Source organism: Companilactobacillus versmoldensis DSM 14857 = KCTC 3814 (genome assembly GCF_001434295.1).
Taxonomy (GTDB): domain Bacteria; phylum Bacillota; class Bacilli; order Lactobacillales; family Lactobacillaceae; genus Companilactobacillus; species Companilactobacillus versmoldensis.
Genome location: NZ_AZFA01000003.1, coordinates 88,093 through 111,411, shown reverse-complemented (window position 1 = coordinate 111,411; position 23,319 = coordinate 88,093). Strand labels below are relative to the sequence as shown.

The following is a 23,319-nucleotide window of genomic DNA, read 5'->3' as shown; positions in this document are numbered from 1 at the left end:
AGGTTTGTTGGATGGTATTATCACCAGTTGAAATTCATAATAAAGAATTTGATCGTAAATTCCGTGGTTATGATCGTGAAGAAGTTGATAATTTTTTGGATCAGGTCGTCAACGATTATGATTTGGCACTACAACAAAATACGCAATTACAAAAAGAGTTGAAACAAACTCAATCTCAATTGAAGTATTTTACTGATATGAAAGATGCCTTGAATCAATCTATCTTGGTGGCTCAAGATGCTGCTGATAAAGTCAAATCGAATGCTGAAAAGGAAGCTCAAGTTATTTCCGAAGAGGCTCAAACTAAAGCCAGAGAATTATTAGATCAATCAACTGAAAAATCCAACCAAATTCTTGAGGATGCATCAGATAAGGCTCGTCAAGTAACGATCCAGACTGATGATCTGAAAGGAAAGACTAGTGCCTTTAGAGCTACGGTTCAAAAAATGTTGCAACAACAAATGGACTATGTTGAAAGTCCTGAGTGGAATAAGATGCTTGAACAGACTTCTACTCAAGATTTGAAGCAACGTATTGGCATGGCTGATTCTCAGGCTGATGATGGACAAGTTGCTAGTTCAGAGTCTGATTCAGAGAATTCTGTTCAAGGTGTTTCAAATCCAGAGCAAGTGGATTATAATGATAACATTCCAGATGAAAAGACATCAGATTCTTATACGATCAATAATGACCAGAATGGTCCAACGTTCAATTTTGATTCTGATGAGGAAAAATAAAGAAAAGACCACTCCAAGTTTAAAACATTTCCAGCGAGCTGATGACAGTGTGAGATCAGTAAATTAAGTAAACGCGGATATCAACTTTTCTAAATTAGTTTAGTAATTATACCAATAGGTGGTACAGCGAGAATTCGTCCTAGTTTGGATGGATTCTTTTTTTATTCTAAAAAAGGGAGTAGAACAATGCGAGTAAAAGACACATTGAATTTAGGAAAAACAAAATTTCCTATGCGTGGTAATCTTCCCAATAAAGAATCCGAATGGGAAAAAGATTGGCTCGACAATAAAGTATACGAAAAGCGTCAAAAATTAAATGAGGGTAAACCAACTTTCGAATTATTAGATGGACCACCATTTGCCAATGGTGATATCCACATGGGACATGCTTTAAACAAGATCTCAAAGGATATCATCGTTCGTTATAAATCAATGAATGGTTTTAGATCACCATACGTTCCTGGTTGGGATACTCATGGTTTGCCAATTGAACAACAATTAGCTAAAAAGGGTGTTAAGCGTAAGGAAATCGGTATGTCTGAATACCGTAAAATGTGCCAAAAATTTGCTGAAAAAGAAATCAAGAAGCAAATGGATGGCTTCAAACGTTTAGGTGTTTCAGCAGACTGGGATAATCCTTACATTACCTATCAACCAGAATTTGAAAAAGAAGAAGTTAAAGTATTCGGGGAAATGGTCGACAAGGGCTACATTTATCGTGGTAAAAAACCTGTTTATTGGTCACCATCTTCAGAATCAACTTTGGCTGAAGCTGAAATTGAATATAAAGATATCAAGTCACCATCGATTTTCGTTGCCTTTAAGGTACGCGATGGTAAAGATCTATTGGATAATGATACTTCATTCATTATTTGGACAACTACACCATGGACAATCCCTTCTAACGAAGCTATCTGTGTAAATCCAAAATTCGATTATGTTCAAATCAATGCCGATGGTAAAAAATATGTTGTAGCTGAAGACCGGATCAGTTTCTTGAAAGAAACTTTAGGTTGGGAAAATGTTGAGATCCTTAAAGAATTCAAAGGTACCGATCTTGAAGGATTGACAGCCACACATCCACTTTATGACCAAGCCTCACTACTTATCTTAGGTAACCACGTTACTTTGGATGATGGTACTGGATTAGTTCATACAGCCCCCGGATTTGGTGCTGATGACTTTGTTGTTGGTATGAAGTATAAGTTACCAATCTTCTCACCAATCGATGCTCATGGTTGCTTTACAGACGAAATTCCTGAATATAAGGGTGTTTTCTATGATAAAGCTAACAAGATGATCACTGATCGGATGAAAGAAAATGGTTCCTTGCTCAAGTTAAACTTCTTCACCCACAGTTATCCACATGACTGGCGGACAAAGAAGCCAGTTATCTTCCGTGCAACACCACAATGGTTCGCTTCAATCGATGGCTTCAGACAACAAGTTCTCGACCAATTGGAAAACGTTGACTTTATTCCTGAATGGGGTAAGAAACGTCTTTATAACATGGTCCGTGATCGTGGTGATTGGGTTATTTCAAGACAACGTGCATGGGGTGTTCCACTGCCAATTTTCTATGCTGAAAATGGCGAACCAATCATGACCAAAGAGATCATCGATCACGTAGCCGACCTCTTTGGAAAATATGGATCAGACATTTGGTTCCAAAAAGAAGCCAAAGACTTATTACCAGAAGGATATACAAATCCCAATAGTCCAAATGGTGAGTTTACTAAAGAAACAGATATCATGGATGTTTGGTTTGATTCTGGGACAGCTCATGCTGGCGTTGCCAAGTTAAGAGATAACTTGACATTCCCAGCTGACCTAGTGCTCGAAGGTTCCGACCAATATCGTGGTTGGTTCAATTCAATGCTTTTGACATCAGTTGCTGCTTTTGGTGTAACACCTTATAAAGCTGTCTTATCACAAGGATTCACCTTGGATAAGAATGGTGTCAAGATGAGTAAATCACTTGGTAACGTTATTGCTCCAAGCGATATTGAAAAGCAATTTGGTGCTGAGATCATCCGTCTGTGGGTCGCATCAGTTAATTCAAGTTCTGATGTTTCGGTGTCAGTCGACTCATTCAAGCAAACATCTGAAGCTTATCGCAAAATCAGAAATACTATTAGATTCATGTTGGCCAACACAACTGACTTTGATCCAAAAGACAATAGAGTAGTCTATAATGATTTACGTCCAGAAGATAAGTATATCGTCATGAAACTCAATGAATTGATCACTAATGTGAAAGCTGATTATGACAAGTATGATTTTGCTAATGTCAATAAGTCAGTTCTGAAGTTCTTGACGAATGAGATGTCCACCTTCTATTTAGATTTTGCTAAGGATGTCGTTTACATTGACGCTGAAGATTCACATTCACGTCGTTCAATGCAAACTGTTATCTATGATGCAGCAGTTGCTATTAGTAAATTGTTGACACCAATCTTGCCACATACAATGGAACAAGTATTTGAATATTTGAAAGAACCTGAAGAATATATTCAATTAACAGACATGCCTGAGGTCAAAATTGAAGATGATTTTGAACATATCAAAGCAACATGGGGCAAATTCATGGACTTCCGTGACAACGTCTTGAAATCATTGGAAGTTGCTCGTGATAACAAGCTGATCGGTAAATCATTAGAAGCTAAAGTCACAGTTTATCCAAATGATGAATTGAAAGAAACTTTGAACAGTATTGACAGTAACCTTGGTCAATTATTGATTGTTTCTCAATTTGAAATTAGTGATGAAACAGCACCAGAAAATGCTGATAAGTATGAGAATGAAGCAGTCTTGGTCGAAAAGGCTGAAGGAAAAGTTTGTTCAAGATGTCGGATGACTAAGACAGATGTAGGTTCTGATCCTAATTTCCCTGATTTCTGTGCTAGATGTGCTAAAATTGTGACTGAGGAATATCCAGAAGCAATTAATGAAGGTTTTGAAGGATAGGTCAAACTTATGTTTACAGGAAAAATAGTCCGCTTCAATAAACAACGTGGTTTTGGTTTCATCAATAATGGTGACAGCGATATTTTCTTCTTTGCCGATTCGATTTTGAATCGGGAAGATTTCTATATCCAAGAAGGCTTAGAGGCTGATTTTGAAGTTGCCCCAGGGTATAAGGGACCTCAAGCAGTCAATATTACCATCAAGGAATCAGAAGCTGAATAATTAAACTATTAGACATTTCAATCAGTAAAATTGGTTTTATGATTGAGGTGTCTTTTTTTTGTGTTTTTTTGATGGTTGAATATGTTATTCTATTCATCATGTTACAATTAAATGAGCATTGGAATTTTCTAATCAAAGGGGTGCTACGATGCGTAAAGAAGACTCTAAATATTATGAAGAAGTTGTAGCTTCAAGAAGGATGTTTGGCGGAAAAATTTTTAACGTCGATGTCGAACAAGTTGTTTTACCAAATGGTATTCCAGCAATTAGAGAAATCGTTCAACATCATGGAGCCGTGGGAATTATTCCTTTAGTCGATGACAAAATGATTTTTGTCCGTCAGTGGCGAGCACCATTGGGACAGGAGACTTTGGAAATACCTGCTGGCAAGATAGATCCAGATGAAGGGGACGATTTAAAAGAAGTTGCCCTACGAGAAATGAACGAAGAATTAGGATTAACAACTGACAAACTCGATCAGGCAACAGCCTTTTTTGCTAGTCCTGGTTATTCAAATGAAAAGATCACCATTTATTTGGCTAAGGATCTTAAGCCAGTTGAGAATAAACGGCCATTAGACAATGATGAGTTTTTGAATGTTGAAAAATTGACTTTGGCTGAGGCTGAAAAAGCTGTTGAAGATGGTTCGATCTGCGATGGAAAAACGATTTTTGCGGTAACGTACTGGAAATTACTTCAAGCTAAGGGTGAATAACATGTTTGCAAGTTTCAAAAATCTTTTTAAGTCAAAAAATAGGTCAGCTGAGGATTCACCGCTAAATTCGGTCGTATCGGAGAATGACGTGCAACGACAACAGGAACAAATCAATGATCAACAACGTCGGGAAGTTGAAGAACGTTATCGTCAGCAACATCCTGATCAAATTAAGCAAGAAAAAGAATTATCTTTTGAACATAAGACAAATAAGTTGAAAAAAAAGCTAAATATTGCGATTATTACAGTATTCGGCTTAATTATTATTGTATTTTTAATTTTATTTTTTATATAGGGAGCTGTAACAAATGAAAATTGGCGTAATCGTACCAATGGAAGAAGAAATCAAATTATTTAAGGATAGTATGGATGCTGTTAAATCGGAAACTATTGCCGGTGTTGAATTTACTCAAGGTGGTTATGTTGATCATCAAGTGATTTTAGCCCAAAGTGGTATCGGTAAAGTTCAAGCTGGGATGACAGCTACTATTTTAAATGAAAAATATCAACCGGATTTTATCGTTAATACTGGTTCAGCCGGTGGTATTGGTGAAGGCTTAAAAATTGGCGATATCGTTATCTCTGATAAATTAGCTTATCACGACGTTGATGTAACTGAATCTGGTTATGCTATGGGACAATTACCAGGTAGTCCTCTTTATTTTGATGCAGATCCTTTCTATATTAATCAAATTGAAATTGCAGCCGATAAAACCAACCTGACTTATCATAAAGGCTTGATCGTATCTGGAGACCAATTTATTGACGATAAAGCAAAAATTGCTACAATTAAAAAAGCCTTTCCAGACGCTTTAGCTTCTGAAATGGAAGGTGCTGCGGTTGCTCAAGTATGTACGCAATTCCAGACTCCATTTGTAGTTATTCGTGCAATGAGCGATGTTGGTGACGAAAATGCCAGTGTTAACTTCGATGATTTCGTAGTTGAAGCCGGTAAAAAGTCAGTTCAAATGCTATTAAGTTTTTTAGATCAGGAATAGAACAAGAAGGGGATTTTTAAAGTGGGGTATACGTACCTAGATAATGCTGCCACTACGCCAATGGCTCCTGAAGTTTCTGACGTGATGTATGACCAAATGAAAAATAATTTTGGTAATGCTTCAGCCACTAACTTTTACGGACGCCAAGCGAGAAAAATATTGGATGAAAGTCGTCACACAATTGCTCAAAGCATTAATTGTAAAGACTCTGAAATTATTTTCACTAGTGGTGGTACTGAAAGTGATAATACGGCAATTATTTCAACTGCCTTGTCTCGAAAGGATAAAGGAAAACACATTATCACTGATGCAACTGAACATGAAGCAGTATTGAAACCAATGGCTTATTTAGAATCGATTGGATTTGATGTTACTTACTTGAAACCAAATGAAAATGGTGAAATTTCAGCTAAACAAGTTGCAGACGCTTTAACCGATGATACGATCTTAGTTTCCATCATGTATGGAAATAATGAAGTCGGAGCAGTAAATCCCATTTCTGAAATCGGTGAACTTTTACAAGATCATCAAGCATACTTTCATACCGATGCAGTTCAAGCTTTTGGAACTGAAGAGATCGACGTGAAGGCTACTCATATTGATTTGATGTCGACTTCTGCTCACAAATTGAACGGACCTAAATTTATTGGTTTCCTTTATGAAAATGAGGACATTCATATCCCATCATTCATTAAAGGTGGAGACCAAGAAACTAAACGTCGTGCTGGAACTGAAAATGTTCCAGCAATCGCAGGGTTTGCTCAAGCTGTTAAATTAGCTGATGAAGCTGAAAAGAAACGTCGTCGTGAAAGTTATTATAGTTTCAAACAACGGATCGAAAAACATTTATCCGATCAACACATTAAATATGAAGTAAATGGACCTAAGGGCCCCAAAGCATTAAACCATGTTTTAAACTTATATTTGCCAGGAGTTGATCGCGGAGTTTTACTAACTCGTTTAGATCTTGAAGGTTTCGCAGTTTCAGGTGGATCCGCATGTACGGCTGGAAGTCTTGAACCTTCACATGTCTTAGTGGCCATGTTTGGGGCTGACAGTCCCAAAATTCAAGATTCAATTCGGATCAGCTTTGGTAAAGATAATACGATGGATGAAATCGATACTTTTAGTAAAAAATTAATAGAAATTGTTTCAGACTTGACTAATTAATAAAAGATGACCAAACTAATTATTGAGAATTTAATAATTAAGGGGATTCTATTATGGAAAAAAATCAAGCTCAAGTATTAGGCGATAACGATATTTATGAAATCAATCCAGATGTCAAAAAATATTCACTATTAGATGCAGGTTTTGTTGAAGGTAGAAACGACCATTTTAAATTACAACGGCCTATTTCTGGCACTTCACCATATGATGCAAGATATTTATTAAAAATCACAATTTCAGAGGGTTTCTCCCATCTAAAAATGGCGATCACAGATAAAAGTGGTTTGCACAACTTAAATATTTATAAAGGAAAAGATACAAAGTCGGAAATCGACGATTACAAGTTCATGATGAACTTTTTGCAAGAAAAGAACATTGTGATCAAGAAATAAGAGGGTAAATTATGGATAATGCAAAAAAGCGCGTAGTTGTTGGAATGAGTGGAGGAGTTGATTCTTCTGTCAGTGCTCTTTTGTTGAAACAACAAGGTTATGAGGTAATCGGTGTCTTCATGAAGAACTGGGACGACTCTGATGATTCAGGAGTATGTACTGCCACAGAAGACTACGAAGATGTTGCCAAGGTAGCAAATAAAATCGGAATTCCTTATTATTCCGTAAACTTTGAGAAGGAGTACTGGGATCGTGTGTTCCAATATTTCTTAGCAGAGTATCGTAAGGGTAGAACTCCAAACCCAGACGTTATGTGCAATAAGGAAGTTAAATTCAAGGCATTCTTAGACTATGCTAACCAGTTAAATGCTGATTACATCGCTATGGGTCATTACGCACAATCATTCCGTGATGATAATGGCGTAGTTCATTTATTACGTGGTGGCGATGCTAACAAGGATCAAACATATTTCTTGAGTACTGTACAGCAAGATCAACTACAAAAGGCTTTGTTCCCAATCGGTGGTATGCAAAAGTCAGAGGTACGTCGTATTGCTGAGGAGTATGACTTAGCTACTGCTAAGAAGAAGGACTCAACTGGTGTATGTTTCATTGGTGAGAGAAACTTTCGTAAGTTCTTGGGTGAGTTCTTGCCTGCTCAAGGTGGCACAATGATGACACCTGACGGTGAGGTAAAGGGTCAACATATGGGACTTATGTACTATACTATCGGTCAAAGATCAGGTCTTGGTATCGGTGGAAATGGTAAGTCAAACGAGCCATGGTTCGTTGTTGGTAAGGACATGTCTAAGAACATTCTTTATGTCGACCAAGGATTTGAGAATCCTAGATTGTATGCTGACCATTTGGAGGCAACGGATCTTTCATTCATCACAGGCTTAGACTATGGTGACGAGTTCCATGCCACAGCTAAGTTCAGATATCGTCAACAAGATGTCGGCGTAACTGTCCATGTTAAGGACAATGGAGCTGTTGCAGTTGATTTTGATACACCAGTTAGAGCAATCACACCTGGACAAGAAGTAGTCTTCTACGACGGTGAAGAGTGCTTAGGTGGAGCAACTATCGATGCTGCATACATGAAGGCTAAGAAGTTACAATACATTTAATTCAACATATTTCAAAATTTTACTAGCAAAATTTTTCAGTCACTATTCAATTTTAAGAATAGTGGCTGTTTTTTTATCCTCAAACTTGAAAAAAATTCTAAAAATCTCCATAATTGTAGTATTAATGACTTTGAGAGGTAAGTTTGTATGGAGCTTTATTTTGTAAGACATGGTAAGACAGAGTGGAATTTAGAGGGAAAATATCAAGGAAGTCACGGTGACTCACCACTCTTGCCAGAAAGTATTCATGATATTAGTTTGTTAGCCAAAAGATTAAAAAATGTACCCATTCAACACGCCTATACAAGTCCAATTTTACGTGCCAAAAAAACCGCTGAGATTCTGATCAAAGATCTTGGTAAATCAATTCCCCTGACAGTTGTTGATGGTTTAATGGAATTTGATTTAGGAACGATGGAAGGTCAAAAATTCGTTGATCTAGAAAAAAAGATTCCCGATGTGATCCATGCTTTTCGATATGCACCAGCTGAGTATGATGCCAAAAAAATTCAAGGTGAATCATTTGAGTCGGTCATCAAACGTTCCAATGATGCTATTAATGAAATAGTAGCTCAGACAGATTCAGATGCTACTATTTTATTTGTCAGTCATGGAGCTGCATTAGTAGCGATGATTCAAGCATTGTTAGGCACCAAGATCGCTGACCTGAGAAAAAATGGTGGTTTATCGAATACCAGTTTGACGCATATCAAATATGATAATGGTCATTATGAATTAGTTAAATGGAATGAAACCAAATACTTAAATAAGAAACTTGAAAGTACAGATACGATTTAATTGAGGTAGTTAAATGAATAAGGAACAAGAAGCAAAAAAGCGTCACATTCATGAGTTAGTAAAAAAATTGGATAAAGATAATCACCAACTTGATGTGACGTTAGAATTGTCAACTGAACTAGTGTCGGTTGGAGATGTTGAACAGGCTGAAGAATTGTTACTCAGATCTTTGACGATCTTTCCTAAAAATCCTCAGTTGATCTATAACCTAGGGAATGTTTATTATACAGCCGGAAAATATGATAAAGCTGACGATATTTTTGATCAATTGATTAAGAAAGATTTCGGATTTGAAGCTTATTTTATGAAGGCTAAAACTCTTAATGAACAAGGTAAGACTTCAATTGCGATTGCTTTTGCACTGACAGCTTCAGAGAAGAACCCTCAAGATGTTGATTCGTCTGAATTGTTGGCCGACCTTTTGATGGCTAATGGTAATTTTGATTCAGCTATCGGAATCTATCAAAAAGCCATCCAAATAAAACCTAAGGCCAAGTATTATTTTAATATCGGCATTTGTTCAATGAATTTAGAAAAACCATATCAAGAATATTTAAACAAAGCCCGACAACTTGATGAAAAGTACTATCTTGAACATGAAAAGAAATTAGCAGATCTGCAAAAGTACTTACAGGAGAATGGAGAAAAAAATGACTGAGACTGATGATCAACAACAATATTTTGTCGGTACCGTTAAAGCAATTTTCTTTGAGAATCCCGAAAACCTGTTCAAGATTTTTACGATCAAGATCAAGAAAACAAATACTGACTGGGATGCCTCGGATATTGTTATTACCGGAAGCTTTGGTCAAATTGAGGAAGAAGAAGAATATAAATTTGTCGGACATTTAGTTGACCATCCTAAATACGGTAAGCAATTCCAAGCAGAAACTTATCATCATAGTCGTCCAAGTGGCCGTAAAGAATTAGTTAGTTTTTTCTCCGGTGAAGAATTTCCTGGAGTAGGTAAAAAGACAGCTGAAAAAATTGTTGATAAATTGGGAAATAATGCCATTGATAAAATCATGCATGACCCAACGGCACTCGATTTTTTGAAATTAGGCAAAGAAAAGACCCAAAAAGTCGTTGATCAGATAAGCAACAGCAACCAGGCAGAACAAGCTTTGTTTCAACTGAACAACTATGGTTTTGGAAGCGTCTTAGCAGCCCGGATCTATCAAAAGTATGGTCCACAAACTCTCGACAAGATCACTGAGGATCCTTACAAATTAGTTTTAGAGATTCGCGGCATTGGTTTTAAACGAGCCGATGAATTAGCTCGTCAATTAGGGATCGCAGAAGATGACCCTCGGCGGATAAAAGGAGCATTGGTTCAGATTGTTACCAATGCAGTCAATGAATCTGGAGATTCATATGTCGAACAGGAACAGTTATTGAGAAAATCAGTTCAAACGTTGAGTTCACGTAACACCGGGAATGATCTTCCAGAAAAAATCGTTGATTGTTTGAAAGAGCTAGTCAACGATGGTTCAGTCATCGTTGAAAATGGTAAAGTCTATGATAAAAATATTTATGATAGTGAATGGTCAATCGCATCAGCCTTGAAAATGATCAATGGATCTTTTAAGGGTATTGAGTGGAAAGACCGTGATTATTCGAAGTATTTGAAACAAGTTCAAACACAATTTAAGGTTGAGTATGATGATTCACAACAAAAAGCTATCAAGCAAGCTTTAAGCAATCCTGTTTTCCTCCTGACAGGTGGTCCTGGAACTGGTAAAACGACTATCATTAATGGGATCGTGGCGATGTACAGTGAATTGAACAATGCCACACTTGATCCCTCTTCAGAAGATTATGCGATTGCGTTAGCCGCACCAACTGGTCGAGCTGCTAAACATATGGGGGAGACAACTGGCTTGCCAGCGATGACGATTCATCGTTTGTTAGGTCTGACAGGGACGGCTGATGACGAATACGCTGAACCTACTTTGGATTGTAAATTATTGATTATTGATGAGATGTCGATGGTCGATACACGCTTGTTCAAAATTTTGATTTCGGCAGTTCAACCGGGGACACAGGTAGTTCTAGTTGGTGATAGGGACCAATTGCCATCTGTTGGACCAGGCCAAATTTTTGCAGATATGATTTCGAGTGGAGTCTTTTCGAGTACTATTCTGACTGATATTCACCGAGTGGATGATAATTCGACTATTATTCAGTTAGCACATGATATCAATGAAGGAATCGTCAAAGAAGAGGTTTTTCAAAATCAGGCCGATCGAAGCTTTTTTAGTTCGTCCAGTCGGAATGTCCCAGATGTTATTTCACAAATAATTCAGAAATCTTTGATCAAAAAGTATAATATTGCTGATGTGCAAATTTTAGCACCAATGTACCGAGGTACGGCAGGAATCGATAACTTGAATCAAACGATTCAAAATGTGGTCAATCCGATGACTCAAAAGAGGAAAGAAGTTTCTATTGGTAATGTTCACTACCGCATCAAAGATAAAGTTGTCTATTTAGTCAATTCACCAGAAGATAATGTCTTTAATGGCGAGATAGGTATGATTGTCGGAATCATTTTGGCAAAGGAGAATACCGATAAGGTGGATAAGATCGTAATTGATTTTGACGGCAATGAAGTGACTTTAGACCGTAAAGATTGGACCAATATTGCTCTGGCTTATTGTACTTCGATCCATAAGGCACAAGGTTCTGAATTTGAGATCGTTATCTTGCCCCTGGTGAACGAAGAATCACGAATGCTACGTCGAAACTTGCTATATACCGCCATAACTCGTTCAAAGAAATCATTGGTAATGCTAGGTGATCGAAGTGCCTTTGAACGTGCCATCAAGGACAAATCTAGTGAACGCAATACGACACTTAAGGAACGCCTTGCTAACGTGTTCAAAAAAGAGATTCCAGCAACGGGAAAAGAAGTGGCAACAAATCAAGCTAATCAGACAGTAATTAGTGATGAAACAAAAATAGACGATACTTTGAAGGAAACTGATGATCGTCTAACACTATCCAAAATTATGTCAAATTCAATTGATCCAATGATTGGGATGGAAGGTGTGACTCCTCATTCCTTTATGAAATCAAAATAAATTTAATCGACCAACCTGATGATGATAAGGTTGGTTTTTTTATATAATTTTTTTTAAAAAGAATAGAAAAATAGTTTTAAGTGAATTAGATAAATTTTAATTTTTGTAAGCGATTTTATCACTGATATATCAATTACTATAGACGTTCAAAAATGACGATATTTAAACTGATTTATTTATCAATCCTTTTATTTTAATAAATAAAAGTTAATCCTGTCTTTACTTATTAAATCAATAATTGTTTTTATAAATTTTCATGTTTATAATGAAAGCGTCGACAAGTTCAATGTATAACAAGCTAAAAGATTGCTTTCTGCTTGTTGTTATGTAGTGCTACAACTAAATTTTTGTTTTAGGTGGGGGAATATGAAGAATATTAGAAAAATTTCAATATTGTTTTTTATTGCGATAATGACCATTTCATCACTAACTTTTGGAATTGGTGGGAACACTGTTAAATCTGCTACATCAGATAATGAGCAAACAAGTCAAGGTCCGAAGGTTTTTGTGAGCCCCAAATGGGTCAATAAGGTCATTAATAATAAGACGAACGTTAAGAATTATAAGATTTTTGAGGCTTCATATGGAAATGACAAAGCCTTTAAGAAGGGACATATTCCTGGTGCGATGCATATTAATACTAATTCGGTTGAATCTGAGAAGAATCAATGGAATTTACTTTCTGGAAAAACGTTGCGTAAATTGCTTTTAAAGCATGGTGTTACTAGTAAAACAACGTTGATTGTTTACTCAACAGATATCAATGCAGCATCACGAGTTGCTTTTGCAGCATTATATACCGGTGTTAATAATATCAAGATTGTAAATGGTGGATATAATAATTGGAAGAAAGCTGATTACAAGATACAAAAAGGTGCTGAAAAGTCAGTTAAATCAGCTAAGAGTTTTGGTTCAAAAGTTCCATTAAATTCACAATATGAGATTAAGACACCAGCTGACTTTAAAAAACAACAAAAAGCTGATCCAAATGTTATTTTAGCAAGTAACAGATCTTGGAAAGAATTTACTGGAAAGACTAGTGGATATTCATATATCAAAGAAAAAGGTGAACCAAAGGGTGCGGTTTATGCTAAAACAAGTAAGACTAGTGCCGATTCAGCTTATCTTTTAAAGAAAGATGGTACGGTAAAATCCGCCAGTCAAGTTGCTCCAACATGGAAAGAATGGGGAATCACACCGGAAAGCAATATTGATTTTTATTGTGGAACTGGTTGGAGAGCAACAACTGCATTCTTCATCTGTTACCAAGCTGGATGGAAGAATATTCACGTTTTCGATGGTGGATGGTATGCATGGAATAAAGCACATAAAAAGAATCCTGCTAAGTATCAAGTACAAGTAGGTAGTCCACGTTCGGACAATGTTAAGATTTTGAAATAGATTTTCAATATTAAAAATGGAGTTTTGTTAATGAGACGATTAAAAATATTCTTTAACAGTTTAATATTGGGAATGTTTGTTTCGTTAATTCCTCATCATTTTAAATGGATAGGTTCACTTGATTTTGAAATGGGGTTCTTTATTATTACCGTTTTGATAATATACCTTTTTTTTCAATATTTTGGAATCCATCAAGGACAAACATGGGCAATGTTTGAATTTCCTGAAACAATGATTGTTTCTTTAATTTCATTTTTCACTCTATTAGCGGTTTACCATATGGTGCCGCTAATTGTTGTTTTAGGGACTTTTTTTATGAGATAACTAATGTTCCAGGACAATTCATATCAATGATTGGTATCATTTTATTAGTGATATGGGTGGTTGTTTTATTACTGTGGGGATCAGTTTATTATTTTTATCATAAACAACTTGAAAATTCACAAACTTACAAACATATTTCAAGGCAACAAAAAATTGGGATCGTTTTAATGTTTATCATTTTGATTATTCTGGTTGGGGGATATTATGTGTTCTCCCCATATCGTACATTTGTTGACACTATAACTAGTATGTTAATGAAAATGGATATCCAAGCATTACGAAGCTATATCAAGAATTTTGGAATTTGGGGACCATTGATATCAATTTTATTAATGGTTTTTCAATCAGTTCTAGCACCATTACCCGCATTTATAATCACTTTAGTAAATGCATATTTATATAATTGGTATTTTGGAGCTGCTTTATCATGGACTGGTGCTATGGTGGGTGCCTTGGTTTGTTTTTACATAGCACGGGCGTTAGGACGTCCATTAGCAGAAAAAGTCATCAGTAAACGTGCTTTATCAAAGGTTGACGAATTTTTTAATGATTATGGAAACTATACTATTATTATTTTAAGATTGTTACCATTCGTGTCATTCGATGAAGTTAGTTACGGAGCTGGATTCACTGACATGAAAGTTAACAAATTTTTGATTGCGACTGGCATAGGACAGTTACCTGCAACTATTGTATATTCATTAGTGGGCGGGAGTTTAACTGGAAACAAATTGTTGCTGTTCATTGGTGGTATCTCTTTTGTAGTGCTAGTTGTGTTGTCATTAGCTATGAAGAAAATGATTCAGAATAAATCTGGTAGATAATTTTTTCTTCAAGGAAGGGGTAAAAATGAAAAAAGTAATTGCGTTTATCTTAATTATTGGCATTGGTTTAATTATTTTTTATCAAACCGGTTTAGTTGATCAGTTGCAAAACGTTCCAGCAATGCAATCCTGGTTTCAGGATCAAGGCTTCATTGGTTATTTTGTATTTATCATATTATGCATTGTAACAGCCGTTTTTATGCTTCCTGGAGGTTTATTAGCAATTATTGCAGGAATTGCTTATGGGGGATTTTTAGGCGGATTATTGACAGTTATTGGCAGTACTGTCGGAGCAAGCATATCGTTTTTACTGGGGAGAACTTTGTTACGTGACGAGGTATACCAAAGGTATTCAGATAATTCGACTTTTAAGAAAATCATGCATGGGGTTGATGAAAATGGAGTAGCGTTTTTGATTTTAACTCGCATGGTGCCTATTTTTCCATATGCTATTCAAAGCTATGCCTATGCACTAACCCCAATGAAGTTTTGGAGATTTACTCTGGTTTCGGCCGTCACAATGTTACCAGCTTGCTTTATTTATGCTTATTTGGCCTCTGATATTCTGACACAAGGTGTTTCATGGTCATTAACACTTAAATTTACTATATGTGGAATTATCTTGTTTTTGCTTGCATATATACCAAAGAAAATTGGTCAACATAAAAAGATGATTTAAACAGAGGAGAGGAAAATTTGAAGGGGAAAAATATTTTAAAGGTTATATTATTACTTTTGCCATTTACGATTTTATGTGGATGCAGTAGCAATAGTAATCAGACTGCTGCAAAAAAAATGCCAACTAGTTATCATCAAGCTTTAAAACAAGCTCAAGGAAAAACTGTTTCTTACTATGGATTTGGTGGTTCTGATACACAAAACAAATGGGTCGATGATGTTATTACACCAATGATGAAGAAAAAGGGAATCACTGTTAAAAGGGTCCCGATGGATATCGACACGATTATCAATAAACTTACAACAGAGAAAGAAGCCAATAAAGCAACTGGTAATATGGATGTGATTTGGATAAACGGTGAGAATTTTTACAATGCAAAAAAAATTGATTTACTCGCGAAAGTTGATCCTAAATTAATTCCTAATATGAGAAAGTATATTTCAAAAGATGATTCTGACGTCCAAAAGGATATGGATACGTCAATTGACAAAAAAGAAATTCCTTATGGTAATGCTCAATTAGTCATGATTGGTAGCAAAGAAATGTTTAATGGTGATTATCCGACCAGCGCCGAAGAACTATTGTCATGGGCCAAGAAAAATCCAGGTAAATTGACATATGTGGCTCCTCCCGATTTTACTGGAAGCGCCTTTATTAGAAATATTATTTATGAAACGGTCGGTTATAAAACGTTAAATGAAGCACCCACTACTAAAGATGGTATTTATAAAGCTATCAAACCTAGCTTAAAATATTTGAACGAGTTAAAACCTTATTTATGGCAAAAAGGGCAAACCTATCCCAAGACCACCGCACAATTGGATAAAATGTTTGCTGATCATCAATTTGCTTTAGATTTTTCATATAATCAAATGTACGTTGCAACTCAAAAAGATGCTGGTAAATTCACCGATGATGCACAAACATTTCTTTTTGATAAAGGAACTATTGGTAACTACAATTATTTAGCAATACCAAAAACATCATCCAATAAAGCAGCAGCCATTGTCTTGATCAATACAATGTTGAGTAAAGAAGCCCAAACAAAACGTCTTCAACCTAAATATGGAGCCACGGTATCACCATATTCTGTTGATAAAGTTCCATCAGAAATGACAAAAGTGATGAATCAATCTAGTCAAGAAAATGGAACAGTTTCGATGAAGGAACTTTCAAAAAAGAGAATTCCAGAAATATCTGGTAAGAAAATCGCAATTACTGAACAACTATGGAAGGATCATGTTTTGAATGGCAAGTAAACGAAAGCTTGTTTTATTATTAACTCCATTCTGTATCTTTTTTTGCTTGTTCTTCTTAAATGCTTTTTTGAAATCGATTATTACAAGTCTCGGCTATTATCCTATCGTTAAATTAAGAAAAATCACATTAGATTATTATCTTAGTGCGTTTAGTGATCCGAGTTTTATAACTATTAGTTTACGTACATTCATCTTTTCGATGATAAGTGCGGCATTTGCTTGTATTATTGGGTTGTTTTTGGCGCTATGTCTTCAAAGGACAACTGGAATCTGGAAAAAGGTCTTCACTAGATTCACACAGATACCGGTAATGTTACCGCATGTTTTTATTGTTTTGGCGCTATTACAACTAATTAGCCAAACAGGAATAATATCAGGTATTTTACTCAAATTAGGGTGGATAAGTTCAAGCAATCAGTTTCCATTATTAGTCAATGATCCATGGCAAATCGGCGTTGTGATTACTTATCTTTGGAAAGAGATCCCATTTGTAGTTGTTTCATTGATATTAGTTTTGAGTAGTATGAAGATCGACTATCGCGATGTGGCCTTTAATTTAGGAGCCTCTAAATTTCAAGCATTTTGCAAAGTTACCTTACCTTTAATTCAAACATCACTGATAAATGCCTTCATCATCAATTTTTCATTTAATTTTGGGTCTTATGAAGTACCATTCTTGTTGGGTAATCAACAAAAAGAATTGTTGCCAGTCTATATATACAATTTTTACGTGCAAGGTGATATTACTAAAATGCCACTAGTTATGGCTTTGAATGTGATTTTATCAGTATTTTCGATAATTTTCGCTTTGATTTTATTAAAAATTTCTAAATCACTTTCGAAATGGAATCAAGGTTGAATTCAATGAAAAATAAAGAGGTTAACTTAATTTTTGGAATAACAAGTATTTTTATTTTATTACCGCTAGCAATAATTATTATCTTAGCCAGTGGAAAAGCTTGGTTTTATCCCAATATTATCCCACAGCAAATCAACTTCGGAGCTTATTTCAGATTTCTTTTGACCAATCAAGAGTTGATCTCATCTTTATGGTAAAGTATATCATTAGCTTTTGGTACCATTTTATTAACTCTAATTATTGCTTATCCGACTGCAATTGCGTTGTCTCATTATGATTTTCGTGGTCGAAAATTATTGAACCTTTTAATTTATTTACCATTGATAATTCCAAGTACTGCTTTAATTACCAACATGGATTTTATGATGATTAAATATGGAATTAATGGTAGTTATTTTGGTGTTGTTAGCGTACATTGTATGTTTTGTCTTCCGTATGCAATCAAACTTTTAGAAGATAATTTAGCTTTGTATGGAGATAAATATGAAGGAGTTAGTACTAATTTAGGTGCCAATTGGTGGCAAACCTTTATCAGGGTTACTTTACCATTAAGTAAAAACGGCCTGAAAGGTGCAATCTTAATGACCTATATTGTATCGATGACCCAATATTTAGCAACTCTAATGATTGGTGATGGGAAATATCTGACCTTGTCTGTGAGGATGTTTCCTTTTACTCAGGCGGGACGATATAAAATAGCAGCAATTTATGCCATCACTTTTTTAATAGTGACCATTATTCCATTGTATATAATTGAAAAAGTTTTGATATTTCGGAGAGGAAGACATTTGTCGTAATGTCATATTATCTAGAAGCAATTAATCAGGAAAAAAATCACCGTAGAATTTTAAAAAATATTTCTTTAGAGATCAATGATAATAGTATCTTGGCAATTTTAGGACCTTCAGGAGGTGGTAAAACCACCCTGTTAAATATTTTGGCTAGAATAGATCAACCAAGTTATGGGAAGTTTTATTCTTCAGATAATATTGTTCCAAAAGGAATCATGATTTTTCAAGATTATCGATTGTTTCCAAATATGACAGTATTTCAAAATATAGCTTTTGGTCTTAGAGTTAAAAAAAAGTCGCGCTCATTAATTAATATTCGTTGTCAAAAAATAATGAAAACAATGGATATTGCTGATTTGGCGGAATACTATCCACATGAATTATCTGGTGGGCAACAACAAAGAGTTTCTCTAGCTAGAGCAATGATCCTTCAACCAAAATTGCTATTGATGGATGAACCATTTTCAAGTTTAGATGAAAATCTTAGACTTGAAATGCTGAACTTTGTAAAAAAGATTCAGGAAAAATTTAAAATGACAATTGTTTTTGTTACTCATTTCAAAACTGAAGCCTATTTGTTATCCAATCAGGTAGCAATTTTGATTGATGGACAAATTATGCAAAAGGGAACTCCAAAGGAAATTGAAACACATCCAGAGAGTTTTGCCGTTGCTAAATTTTTAGGTCAAGCTAATTTTATTCCTGGAGAATTAGATGAAAATTGTTTTATATCATCAATATATAGAGGACCAGTTGAAATCAAATCGGATTCGAGACAATTATTGTATATACCATTTTCAAACTTAATTACAGTTGATAAGACTGATTATTTTGCTTTTGAGGCAGTCGTCAAAGAAATTAACTGGATTGTTAATGAAAATCGTTTGGTTCTGAACATTGATCAAGTGCAGATTCAAATAAATTCCAATAGTAGTCAATTTAAAATTGGGAAAAGCTATAAATTTTACTTTAAACAATTACCGGTGGTGTTTTAAAAATGTGGCTATCAGTTATTATTCCAGTTTATCAAGATGATAAATCTTTAAAAAAATTATTGGCGGAATTGAAACAATGGGACTTGTCTAAAATCGAAATTATAATTATTGATGGTGAAAAAAGATCTCGTCCCAGATGGATCGATAAAAGTTTTATTTATTTAACTAGTGATATCAGTCGAGGAAAACAATTACATTTAGGCGGTTCCGTAGCAAAAGGAAGTAATCTCTTATTTTTACATTCAGATTCTCATTTTCCTCAAGGATCACCGATTGATATTTTGAAGAAAACATCAAATAAAATTGGTTTTTTCAAATTACGTTTCGACCGAAATGATCAGTTTTATAAGATCATGGAATTTGGCACCGAGATGCGAAGTAAAATTGGTAAATTAATCTTTGGTGATCAAGGATTATTCATAAAGAAATATATTTATGACTCACTTGGTGGTTTTCCTGAAATTGATATCATGGAAGACTATAAATTCAGTAAATTACTGAAAAAGAATAATTATCATGCACAAGAGTTTGATTTTATTATAGTTACCAGTTCGAGAAAATATGAAAAAGAAGGACATCTAAAGTCATTTTGTAAAATGCAGGTTTATAAAATGGCATTCCAATTAGGAGTCTCTCCTAAAATTATTAAACAGATGTATTATCGAGGTAAGTAATAATGGCGGAGGATATCGTCAACAAGATAACTAAATATTTACGGAATGATCATATCTTTCGACGACTAGGATTAAAGGATATTCATCAAGTTAGATATTTGGCCCAGGGTGAATATAATCGTAATTTTTTAATAATTGATTCCAGTGGTCGGCAACTTGTATTTAGAATGAACTATGGCTCTCAGATCAATGTCAAACGGCAAGCAAGGTATGAATTTAATGCATTAAAAATTTTGAGTAGAACTAGACACACACCGATGCCAATATTCCTGGATGATAATAAGAAAATTTTTAACCACGACATTTTAATTGAACAATTTCTTCCTGGTCAATCGTTAAATTATTCAACCGATTTATATAAAGCTGCTGAAATATTTGCTTCAATACATAGTTTGAAATTAAGTTCTGAACAACAACAATCTTTAATAAGTGAAGACAATCTTTGTTTTGATAGAATTTCTGAGGCAAAAATTTTATTGGATCCAGTTTATCAGACCAACAAATTATCTGATGAACAAAAACAAATTGTTTTTGATTTATTAGATTGGTGCTTGAGTAATAATCAAGATGCCTATTTTAGTACTCAATCAAAATGTATGGTTAATACTGAGGTAAATTCGAGTAATTTTTTGATTACTGATAATTATGGTTGGTTAATCGATTGGGAGAAAACCGTTTATTCAAATGCCGTTCAAGATTTAACACAGTTTATGGCAGAAACGACTACTCTGTTTCGGAGCTCAAAGATTATAAGTAACGAAGATCGTATCTTATTTATTAAAAAATACGCAGAATTAACGGATCAATCATCGGAAAAATTATTTCAAAATATTCAACATTATATGCCGTTTTTATTATTACGGGCACTATCTTGGTGTGCAATGTTGGTCACGACTTATGAAGATAAGCCGATTAAAAATCCAAATATTTATCACAAGTGTCGAGATTTTTTAAATCCTAAATTTTCATTACCATTACTAAAAAAATATGGAGTCAACGCATGAAAAATGCATATATTATTTTTTCAAAAATTCCTAGTCCAGGTTTTGTAAAAACCCGCCTAATTTCTGACTACACAGCTAAAGGGGCTGCACAAATACAATCACAAATGTTAATTAGGTTAATTAATATGAGTATTGGAATATCTAAATTTGCTGATATTTATTTTGCTTATCGAATGAGTGATGATTCTCTTGGCGTGTCGTTTTTAAATATCTTGCCTAATGAGATTCATACATTTATTCAATCCGGCAATTCAATTGGTGAAAAAATGAGTAATGCTATTAAAACGGTTCAAGGCTTGGGTTACCAAGAGATTATTTTGACAGGTAGTGATATTCCACAGTTGACTGAGGGAATAATCCATGAAACCTTTGAACACTTAGCTGAATCAGAAATGACTTTAGGTCCTACATATGACGGTGGTTATTATTTGATTGGTGTTAACGATGAGGATCCTTATCCATATTTGAATGCTGATATTAGTTGGAGCACTTCATCAGTCTTTGAAACGACAAAAAAATTGATTGAAATGCAAAACAAACAAATGTATCTTGCACCTAAATTATATGATATTGACTATAAAAGCGATTTGGAGTCATATCATGCATTGATAGGAAGATTTGAATGAAATTAATTTATGACTGTGACAACACCATGGGAATGACTAATAAAGATATTGATGATGGTTTAACGTTGCTTTATTTATATCAAAAAAAAGAGGTTGAACTATTAGGTACTAGTCTGACATTTGGAAATGTAACAGTGTCTGAGGTTTTTCATCAAAGCAAAACGTTGAAAAATATTTTTAACCTTGATGTGAAATTTTATTGCGGTGCAGAAAAGCATGAATTTACCAATTCTCCTTCAGATGCTGCCCAATTTTTGATAGATTCAATTAAACGTTACCCAAATCAAGTAACTATTTTGGCTACTGGTAGTTTACAAAATTTAGCTGATGCTGGTTTTTTTTATCCAAAGTTTTTTGAACAAGTTAAAGAAATTTTTATTATGGGTGGAATTTTTTCCCCGTTAAAAATCAAAAGTCATTCTGTAGAGGAACTCAACTTATCGATTGCCCCTCAAGCATCATTAAGAGTATTACATAGTTCTGCTGAGATAACGTTAATTAGTGGTCAATTTTTGGTTAATGCTCCTATTTGTCGCTCAACCATTAGAAAATACTTAGGCCAGCATGGTTCAAAAGAATCAATATGGATAACTAATATTGTAAATCAATGGATGGATTTCAATCTTCAAACTTGGGATCTTGATGGATTTATCAATTGGGATGGGTTGACAGCATTATGTATCTTAGAGCCACAATTTTTTAATTTTGAAAATGCGTATATAGATACTGATGAAACAAATATTCAACAGGGAAGACTGAAAGTTGTGGATGCGGCAAGTGGATTTGGCAAATGCATGAATTTGGTCAAAGGTATAAACAATATTTCAGAATTGAATAAGTGTATTTTTAAAGTAATTGATTCATATTTTAATTGATAGAGGGGAGAATGTTATGAGTCTTAGGCAAAAATTTTATGTGATATTTTTGGGATTTTTGGAATTATTCTTTATTTGGATACCATTTGAGCTAAATGAAATTTATAATACTCATCTTGGCTTTATGCGGCAGATTTTATATATGAATGAACAGTATCCAATTTCACTATCGCTTTGGTTATGTATATTTTTACTTGCAATCAGTTTGTTTTTAGTGATTTTGAATATGATCAAAACAATTTTTAAGAATCATAGTTTTGGTCATTCGATTCGATATGTTTGGTTATTGATTCTTTCGATTTTTATTTTTGTCTTCTTGATAATTCCAAACAATATCGCCAATCCGATGTATTATTATGATTTATTAAGTTTTTCATTGGTTCTGCTATTGCAATTACTTTTATTAAGAATTTTGCATCAAAAGAGAGGATGAATTGATAATGTGGTATTTTCAAAAAGTAAGTAATATTACCACCGATGAATTACAAGTAAAAAGAGACGATAATCCTGAATTAAATATTATTGATGTACGTGTTCCTGAAAGATATAAAAAGGGACATATTCCCAATGTCCCTAACATACCTTATAAATTGATAAAAAAGGGTGGATATCGTCCTAGTGAAAAAACGTATGTTATATGTCATTCAGGAGTTGACAGTAAAAAAACTTGTAAGAGGTTGTCCGCACAGGGTTATGACGTTGTCAATGTGCTGGGAGGTATGTTGGACTGGCATGGAGAAACAATTAAATAACTAAAAAAATAGCTAACCTGATTTTTATCAGATTAGCTATTTTG

The 23,319-nt window shown here is 34.6% G+C and carries 26 protein-coding genes; all 26 read left to right on the top strand.

Going from position 1 to position 23,319, the window contains the following annotated elements; translation table 11 throughout:
* Positions 1-11: 11 nt before the first annotated feature.
* The 26 genes from FC27_RS02925 (at position 12) to FC27_RS02795 (ending at position 23,275) form a co-directional block, all read left to right on the top strand.
* Positions 12-737, top strand: coding sequence for a DivIVA domain-containing protein (locus tag FC27_RS02925; RefSeq protein ID WP_010623861.1), 726 nt, complete (start codon positions 12-14; stop codon positions 735-737).
* A gap of 186 nt (positions 738-923) precedes the next feature.
* Entirely contained in the window at positions 924-3,704 is a 2,781-nt protein-coding gene (gene ileS / locus FC27_RS02920) for an isoleucine--tRNA ligase (protein ID WP_010623860.1), read from the top strand.
* Between the two features lie 9 nt (positions 3,705-3,713).
* Positions 3,714-3,926, top strand: coding sequence for a cold-shock protein (locus tag FC27_RS02915; protein WP_010623859.1), 213 nt, complete (start codon positions 3,714-3,716; stop codon positions 3,924-3,926).
* 148 nt (positions 3,927-4,074) lie between these two features.
* On the top strand, positions 4,075-4,641 hold the full coding sequence (locus FC27_RS02910; protein ID WP_010623858.1) for an NUDIX hydrolase: 567 nt from the start codon (positions 4,075-4,077) through the stop codon (positions 4,639-4,641).
* Positions 4,642-4,729: 88 nt separating this feature from the next.
* Positions 4,730-4,936, top strand: coding sequence for a hypothetical protein (locus FC27_RS02905; protein WP_156402500.1), 207 nt, complete (start codon positions 4,730-4,732; stop codon positions 4,934-4,936).
* A 13-nt stretch (positions 4,937-4,949) separates the two neighbouring features.
* Positions 4,950-5,639 (top strand): 5'-methylthioadenosine/adenosylhomocysteine nucleosidase, encoded by a 690-nt coding sequence (locus FC27_RS02900; protein WP_010623856.1) that lies wholly within the window; start codon positions 4,950-4,952, stop codon positions 5,637-5,639.
* Positions 5,640-5,660: 21 nt separating this feature from the next.
* Positions 5,661-6,809, top strand: coding sequence for a cysteine desulfurase family protein (locus FC27_RS02895; RefSeq protein WP_010623855.1), 1,149 nt, complete (start codon positions 5,661-5,663; stop codon positions 6,807-6,809).
* A 53-nt stretch (positions 6,810-6,862) separates the two neighbouring features.
* Complete coding sequence (locus FC27_RS02890) at positions 6,863-7,201, top strand: hypothetical protein (RefSeq protein WP_010623854.1); 339 nt, start codon at positions 6,863-6,865, stop codon at positions 7,199-7,201.
* An 11-nt stretch (positions 7,202-7,212) separates the two neighbouring features.
* Complete coding sequence (gene mnmA / locus FC27_RS02885; protein WP_010623853.1) at positions 7,213-8,331, top strand: tRNA 2-thiouridine(34) synthase MnmA; 1,119 nt, start codon at positions 7,213-7,215, stop codon at positions 8,329-8,331.
* Between the two features lie 147 nt (positions 8,332-8,478).
* The gene (locus tag FC27_RS02880; protein ID WP_010623852.1) at positions 8,479-9,129 is read left to right on the top strand and encodes a histidine phosphatase family protein; all 651 of its coding nucleotides are present in this window, start codon (positions 8,479-8,481) and stop codon (positions 9,127-9,129) included.
* Between the two features lie 13 nt (positions 9,130-9,142).
* Positions 9,143-9,787, top strand: a complete 645-nt coding sequence (locus tag FC27_RS02875) for a tetratricopeptide repeat protein (protein ID WP_010623851.1) — start codon at positions 9,143-9,145, stop codon at positions 9,785-9,787.
* Positions 9,768-12,212, top strand: coding sequence for an SF1B family DNA helicase RecD2 (recD2, locus tag FC27_RS02870; RefSeq protein WP_235807879.1), 2,445 nt, complete (start codon positions 9,768-9,770; stop codon positions 12,210-12,212). Before FC27_RS02875 ends, recD2 begins: the two co-directional genes overlap by 20 nt.
* 366 nt (positions 12,213-12,578) lie before the next feature.
* Positions 12,579-13,613 carry a sulfurtransferase gene (locus FC27_RS02865; protein ID WP_010623849.1) on the top strand — a complete coding sequence of 345 codons (1,035 nt, stop codon included), beginning with the start codon at positions 12,579-12,581 and terminating at the stop codon, positions 13,611-13,613.
* A 30-nt stretch (positions 13,614-13,643) separates the two neighbouring features.
* Positions 13,644-13,937 (top strand): hypothetical protein, encoded by a 294-nt coding sequence (locus tag FC27_RS02860; protein ID WP_010623848.1) that lies wholly within the window; start codon positions 13,644-13,646, stop codon positions 13,935-13,937.
* Positions 13,938-13,963: 26 nt separating this feature from the next.
* The gene (locus FC27_RS02855) at positions 13,964-14,761 is read left to right on the top strand and encodes a TVP38/TMEM64 family protein (protein ID WP_010623847.1); all 798 of its coding nucleotides are present in this window, start codon (positions 13,964-13,966) and stop codon (positions 14,759-14,761) included.
* 25 nt (positions 14,762-14,786) lie between these two features.
* Entirely contained in the window at positions 14,787-15,440 is a 654-nt protein-coding gene (locus FC27_RS02850) for a TVP38/TMEM64 family protein (protein ID WP_010623846.1), read from the top strand.
* Between the two features lie 17 nt (positions 15,441-15,457).
* The gene (locus FC27_RS02845; protein ID WP_010623845.1) at positions 15,458-16,699 is read left to right on the top strand and encodes an ABC transporter substrate-binding protein; all 1,242 of its coding nucleotides are present in this window, start codon (positions 15,458-15,460) and stop codon (positions 16,697-16,699) included.
* The gene (locus tag FC27_RS02840) at positions 16,689-17,558 is read left to right on the top strand and encodes an ABC transporter permease (RefSeq protein WP_010623844.1); all 870 of its coding nucleotides are present in this window, start codon (positions 16,689-16,691) and stop codon (positions 17,556-17,558) included. Before FC27_RS02845 ends, FC27_RS02840 begins: the two co-directional genes overlap by 11 nt.
* Before the next feature lie 5 nt (positions 17,559-17,563).
* On the top strand, positions 17,564-17,755 hold the full coding sequence (locus tag FC27_RS02835; RefSeq protein ID WP_010623843.1) for a hypothetical protein: 192 nt from the start codon (positions 17,564-17,566) through the stop codon (positions 17,753-17,755).
* A 66-nt stretch (positions 17,756-17,821) separates the two neighbouring features.
* Positions 17,822-18,355 (top strand): ABC transporter permease, encoded by a 534-nt coding sequence (locus FC27_RS02830; RefSeq protein WP_076613316.1) that lies wholly within the window; start codon positions 17,822-17,824, stop codon positions 18,353-18,355.
* Positions 18,355-19,344 (top strand): ABC transporter ATP-binding protein, encoded by a 990-nt coding sequence (locus FC27_RS02825; protein WP_010623841.1) that lies wholly within the window; start codon positions 18,355-18,357, stop codon positions 19,342-19,344. Before FC27_RS02830 ends, FC27_RS02825 begins: the two co-directional genes overlap by 1 nt.
* 2 nt (positions 19,345-19,346) lie before the next feature.
* Positions 19,347-20,018: a TIGR04283 family arsenosugar biosynthesis glycosyltransferase gene (locus FC27_RS02820; RefSeq protein ID WP_010623840.1), complete on the top strand. Its 672-nt coding sequence runs from the start codon at positions 19,347-19,349 to the stop codon at positions 20,016-20,018.
* A 2-nt stretch (positions 20,019-20,020) separates the two neighbouring features.
* Entirely contained in the window at positions 20,021-21,022 is a 1,002-nt protein-coding gene (locus tag FC27_RS02815) for a phosphotransferase (RefSeq protein WP_010623839.1), read from the top strand.
* Positions 21,019-21,648: a TIGR04282 family arsenosugar biosynthesis glycosyltransferase gene (locus FC27_RS02810; RefSeq protein WP_010623838.1), complete on the top strand. Its 630-nt coding sequence runs from the start codon at positions 21,019-21,021 to the stop codon at positions 21,646-21,648. Before FC27_RS02815 ends, FC27_RS02810 begins: the two co-directional genes overlap by 4 nt.
* Positions 21,645-22,523, top strand: coding sequence for a nucleoside hydrolase (locus FC27_RS02805; protein WP_010623837.1), 879 nt, complete (start codon positions 21,645-21,647; stop codon positions 22,521-22,523). Before FC27_RS02810 ends, FC27_RS02805 begins: the two co-directional genes overlap by 4 nt.
* Positions 22,524-22,963: 440 nt before the next feature.
* Complete coding sequence (locus FC27_RS02795) at positions 22,964-23,275, top strand: rhodanese-like domain-containing protein (RefSeq protein ID WP_010623835.1); 312 nt, start codon at positions 22,964-22,966, stop codon at positions 23,273-23,275.
* The last annotated feature ends 44 nt before the right edge of the window (positions 23,276-23,319 follow it).

Bases quoted from the DNA above. Each gene is read 5' to 3' on its own strand.
- FC27_RS02925 (WP_010623861.1), top strand. From the start codon at position 12: ATGGTATTATCACCAGTTGAAATTCATAATAAAGAATTTGATCGTAAA.
- ileS (WP_010623860.1), top strand. From the start codon at position 924: ATGCGAGTAAAAGACACATTGAATTTAGGAAAAACAAAATTTCCTATG.
- FC27_RS02915 (WP_010623859.1), top strand. From the start codon at position 3,714: ATGTTTACAGGAAAAATAGTCCGCTTCAATAAACAACGTGGTTTTGGT.
- FC27_RS02910 (WP_010623858.1), top strand. From the start codon at position 4,075: ATGCGTAAAGAAGACTCTAAATATTATGAAGAAGTTGTAGCTTCAAGA.
- FC27_RS02900 (WP_010623856.1), top strand. From the start codon at position 4,950: ATGAAAATTGGCGTAATCGTACCAATGGAAGAAGAAATCAAATTATTT.
- FC27_RS02890 (WP_010623854.1), top strand. From the start codon at position 6,863: ATGGAAAAAAATCAAGCTCAAGTATTAGGCGATAACGATATTTATGAA.
- mnmA (WP_010623853.1), top strand. From the start codon at position 7,213: ATGGATAATGCAAAAAAGCGCGTAGTTGTTGGAATGAGTGGAGGAGTT.
- FC27_RS02880 (WP_010623852.1), top strand. From the start codon at position 8,479: ATGGAGCTTTATTTTGTAAGACATGGTAAGACAGAGTGGAATTTAGAG.
- FC27_RS02875 (WP_010623851.1), top strand. From the start codon at position 9,143: ATGAATAAGGAACAAGAAGCAAAAAAGCGTCACATTCATGAGTTAGTA.
- recD2 (WP_235807879.1), top strand. From the start codon at position 9,768: ATGGAGAAAAAAATGACTGAGACTGATGATCAACAACAATATTTTGTC.
- FC27_RS02865 (WP_010623849.1), top strand. From the start codon at position 12,579: ATGAAGAATATTAGAAAAATTTCAATATTGTTTTTTATTGCGATAATG.
- FC27_RS02860 (WP_010623848.1), top strand. From the start codon at position 13,644: ATGAGACGATTAAAAATATTCTTTAACAGTTTAATATTGGGAATGTTT.
- FC27_RS02855 (WP_010623847.1), top strand. From the start codon at position 13,964: ATGATTGGTATCATTTTATTAGTGATATGGGTGGTTGTTTTATTACTG.
- FC27_RS02850 (WP_010623846.1), top strand. From the start codon at position 14,787: ATGAAAAAAGTAATTGCGTTTATCTTAATTATTGGCATTGGTTTAATT.
- FC27_RS02840 (WP_010623844.1), top strand. From the start codon at position 16,689: ATGGCAAGTAAACGAAAGCTTGTTTTATTATTAACTCCATTCTGTATC.
- FC27_RS02835 (WP_010623843.1), top strand. From the start codon at position 17,564: ATGAAAAATAAAGAGGTTAACTTAATTTTTGGAATAACAAGTATTTTT.
- FC27_RS02825 (WP_010623841.1), top strand. From the start codon at position 18,355: ATGTCATATTATCTAGAAGCAATTAATCAGGAAAAAAATCACCGTAGA.
- FC27_RS02820 (WP_010623840.1), top strand. From the start codon at position 19,347: ATGTGGCTATCAGTTATTATTCCAGTTTATCAAGATGATAAATCTTTA.
- FC27_RS02815 (WP_010623839.1), top strand. From the start codon at position 20,021: ATGGCGGAGGATATCGTCAACAAGATAACTAAATATTTACGGAATGAT.
- FC27_RS02810 (WP_010623838.1), top strand. From the start codon at position 21,019: ATGAAAAATGCATATATTATTTTTTCAAAAATTCCTAGTCCAGGTTTT.
- FC27_RS02805 (WP_010623837.1), top strand. From the start codon at position 21,645: ATGAAATTAATTTATGACTGTGACAACACCATGGGAATGACTAATAAA.
- FC27_RS02795 (WP_010623835.1), top strand. From the start codon at position 22,964: ATGTGGTATTTTCAAAAAGTAAGTAATATTACCACCGATGAATTACAA.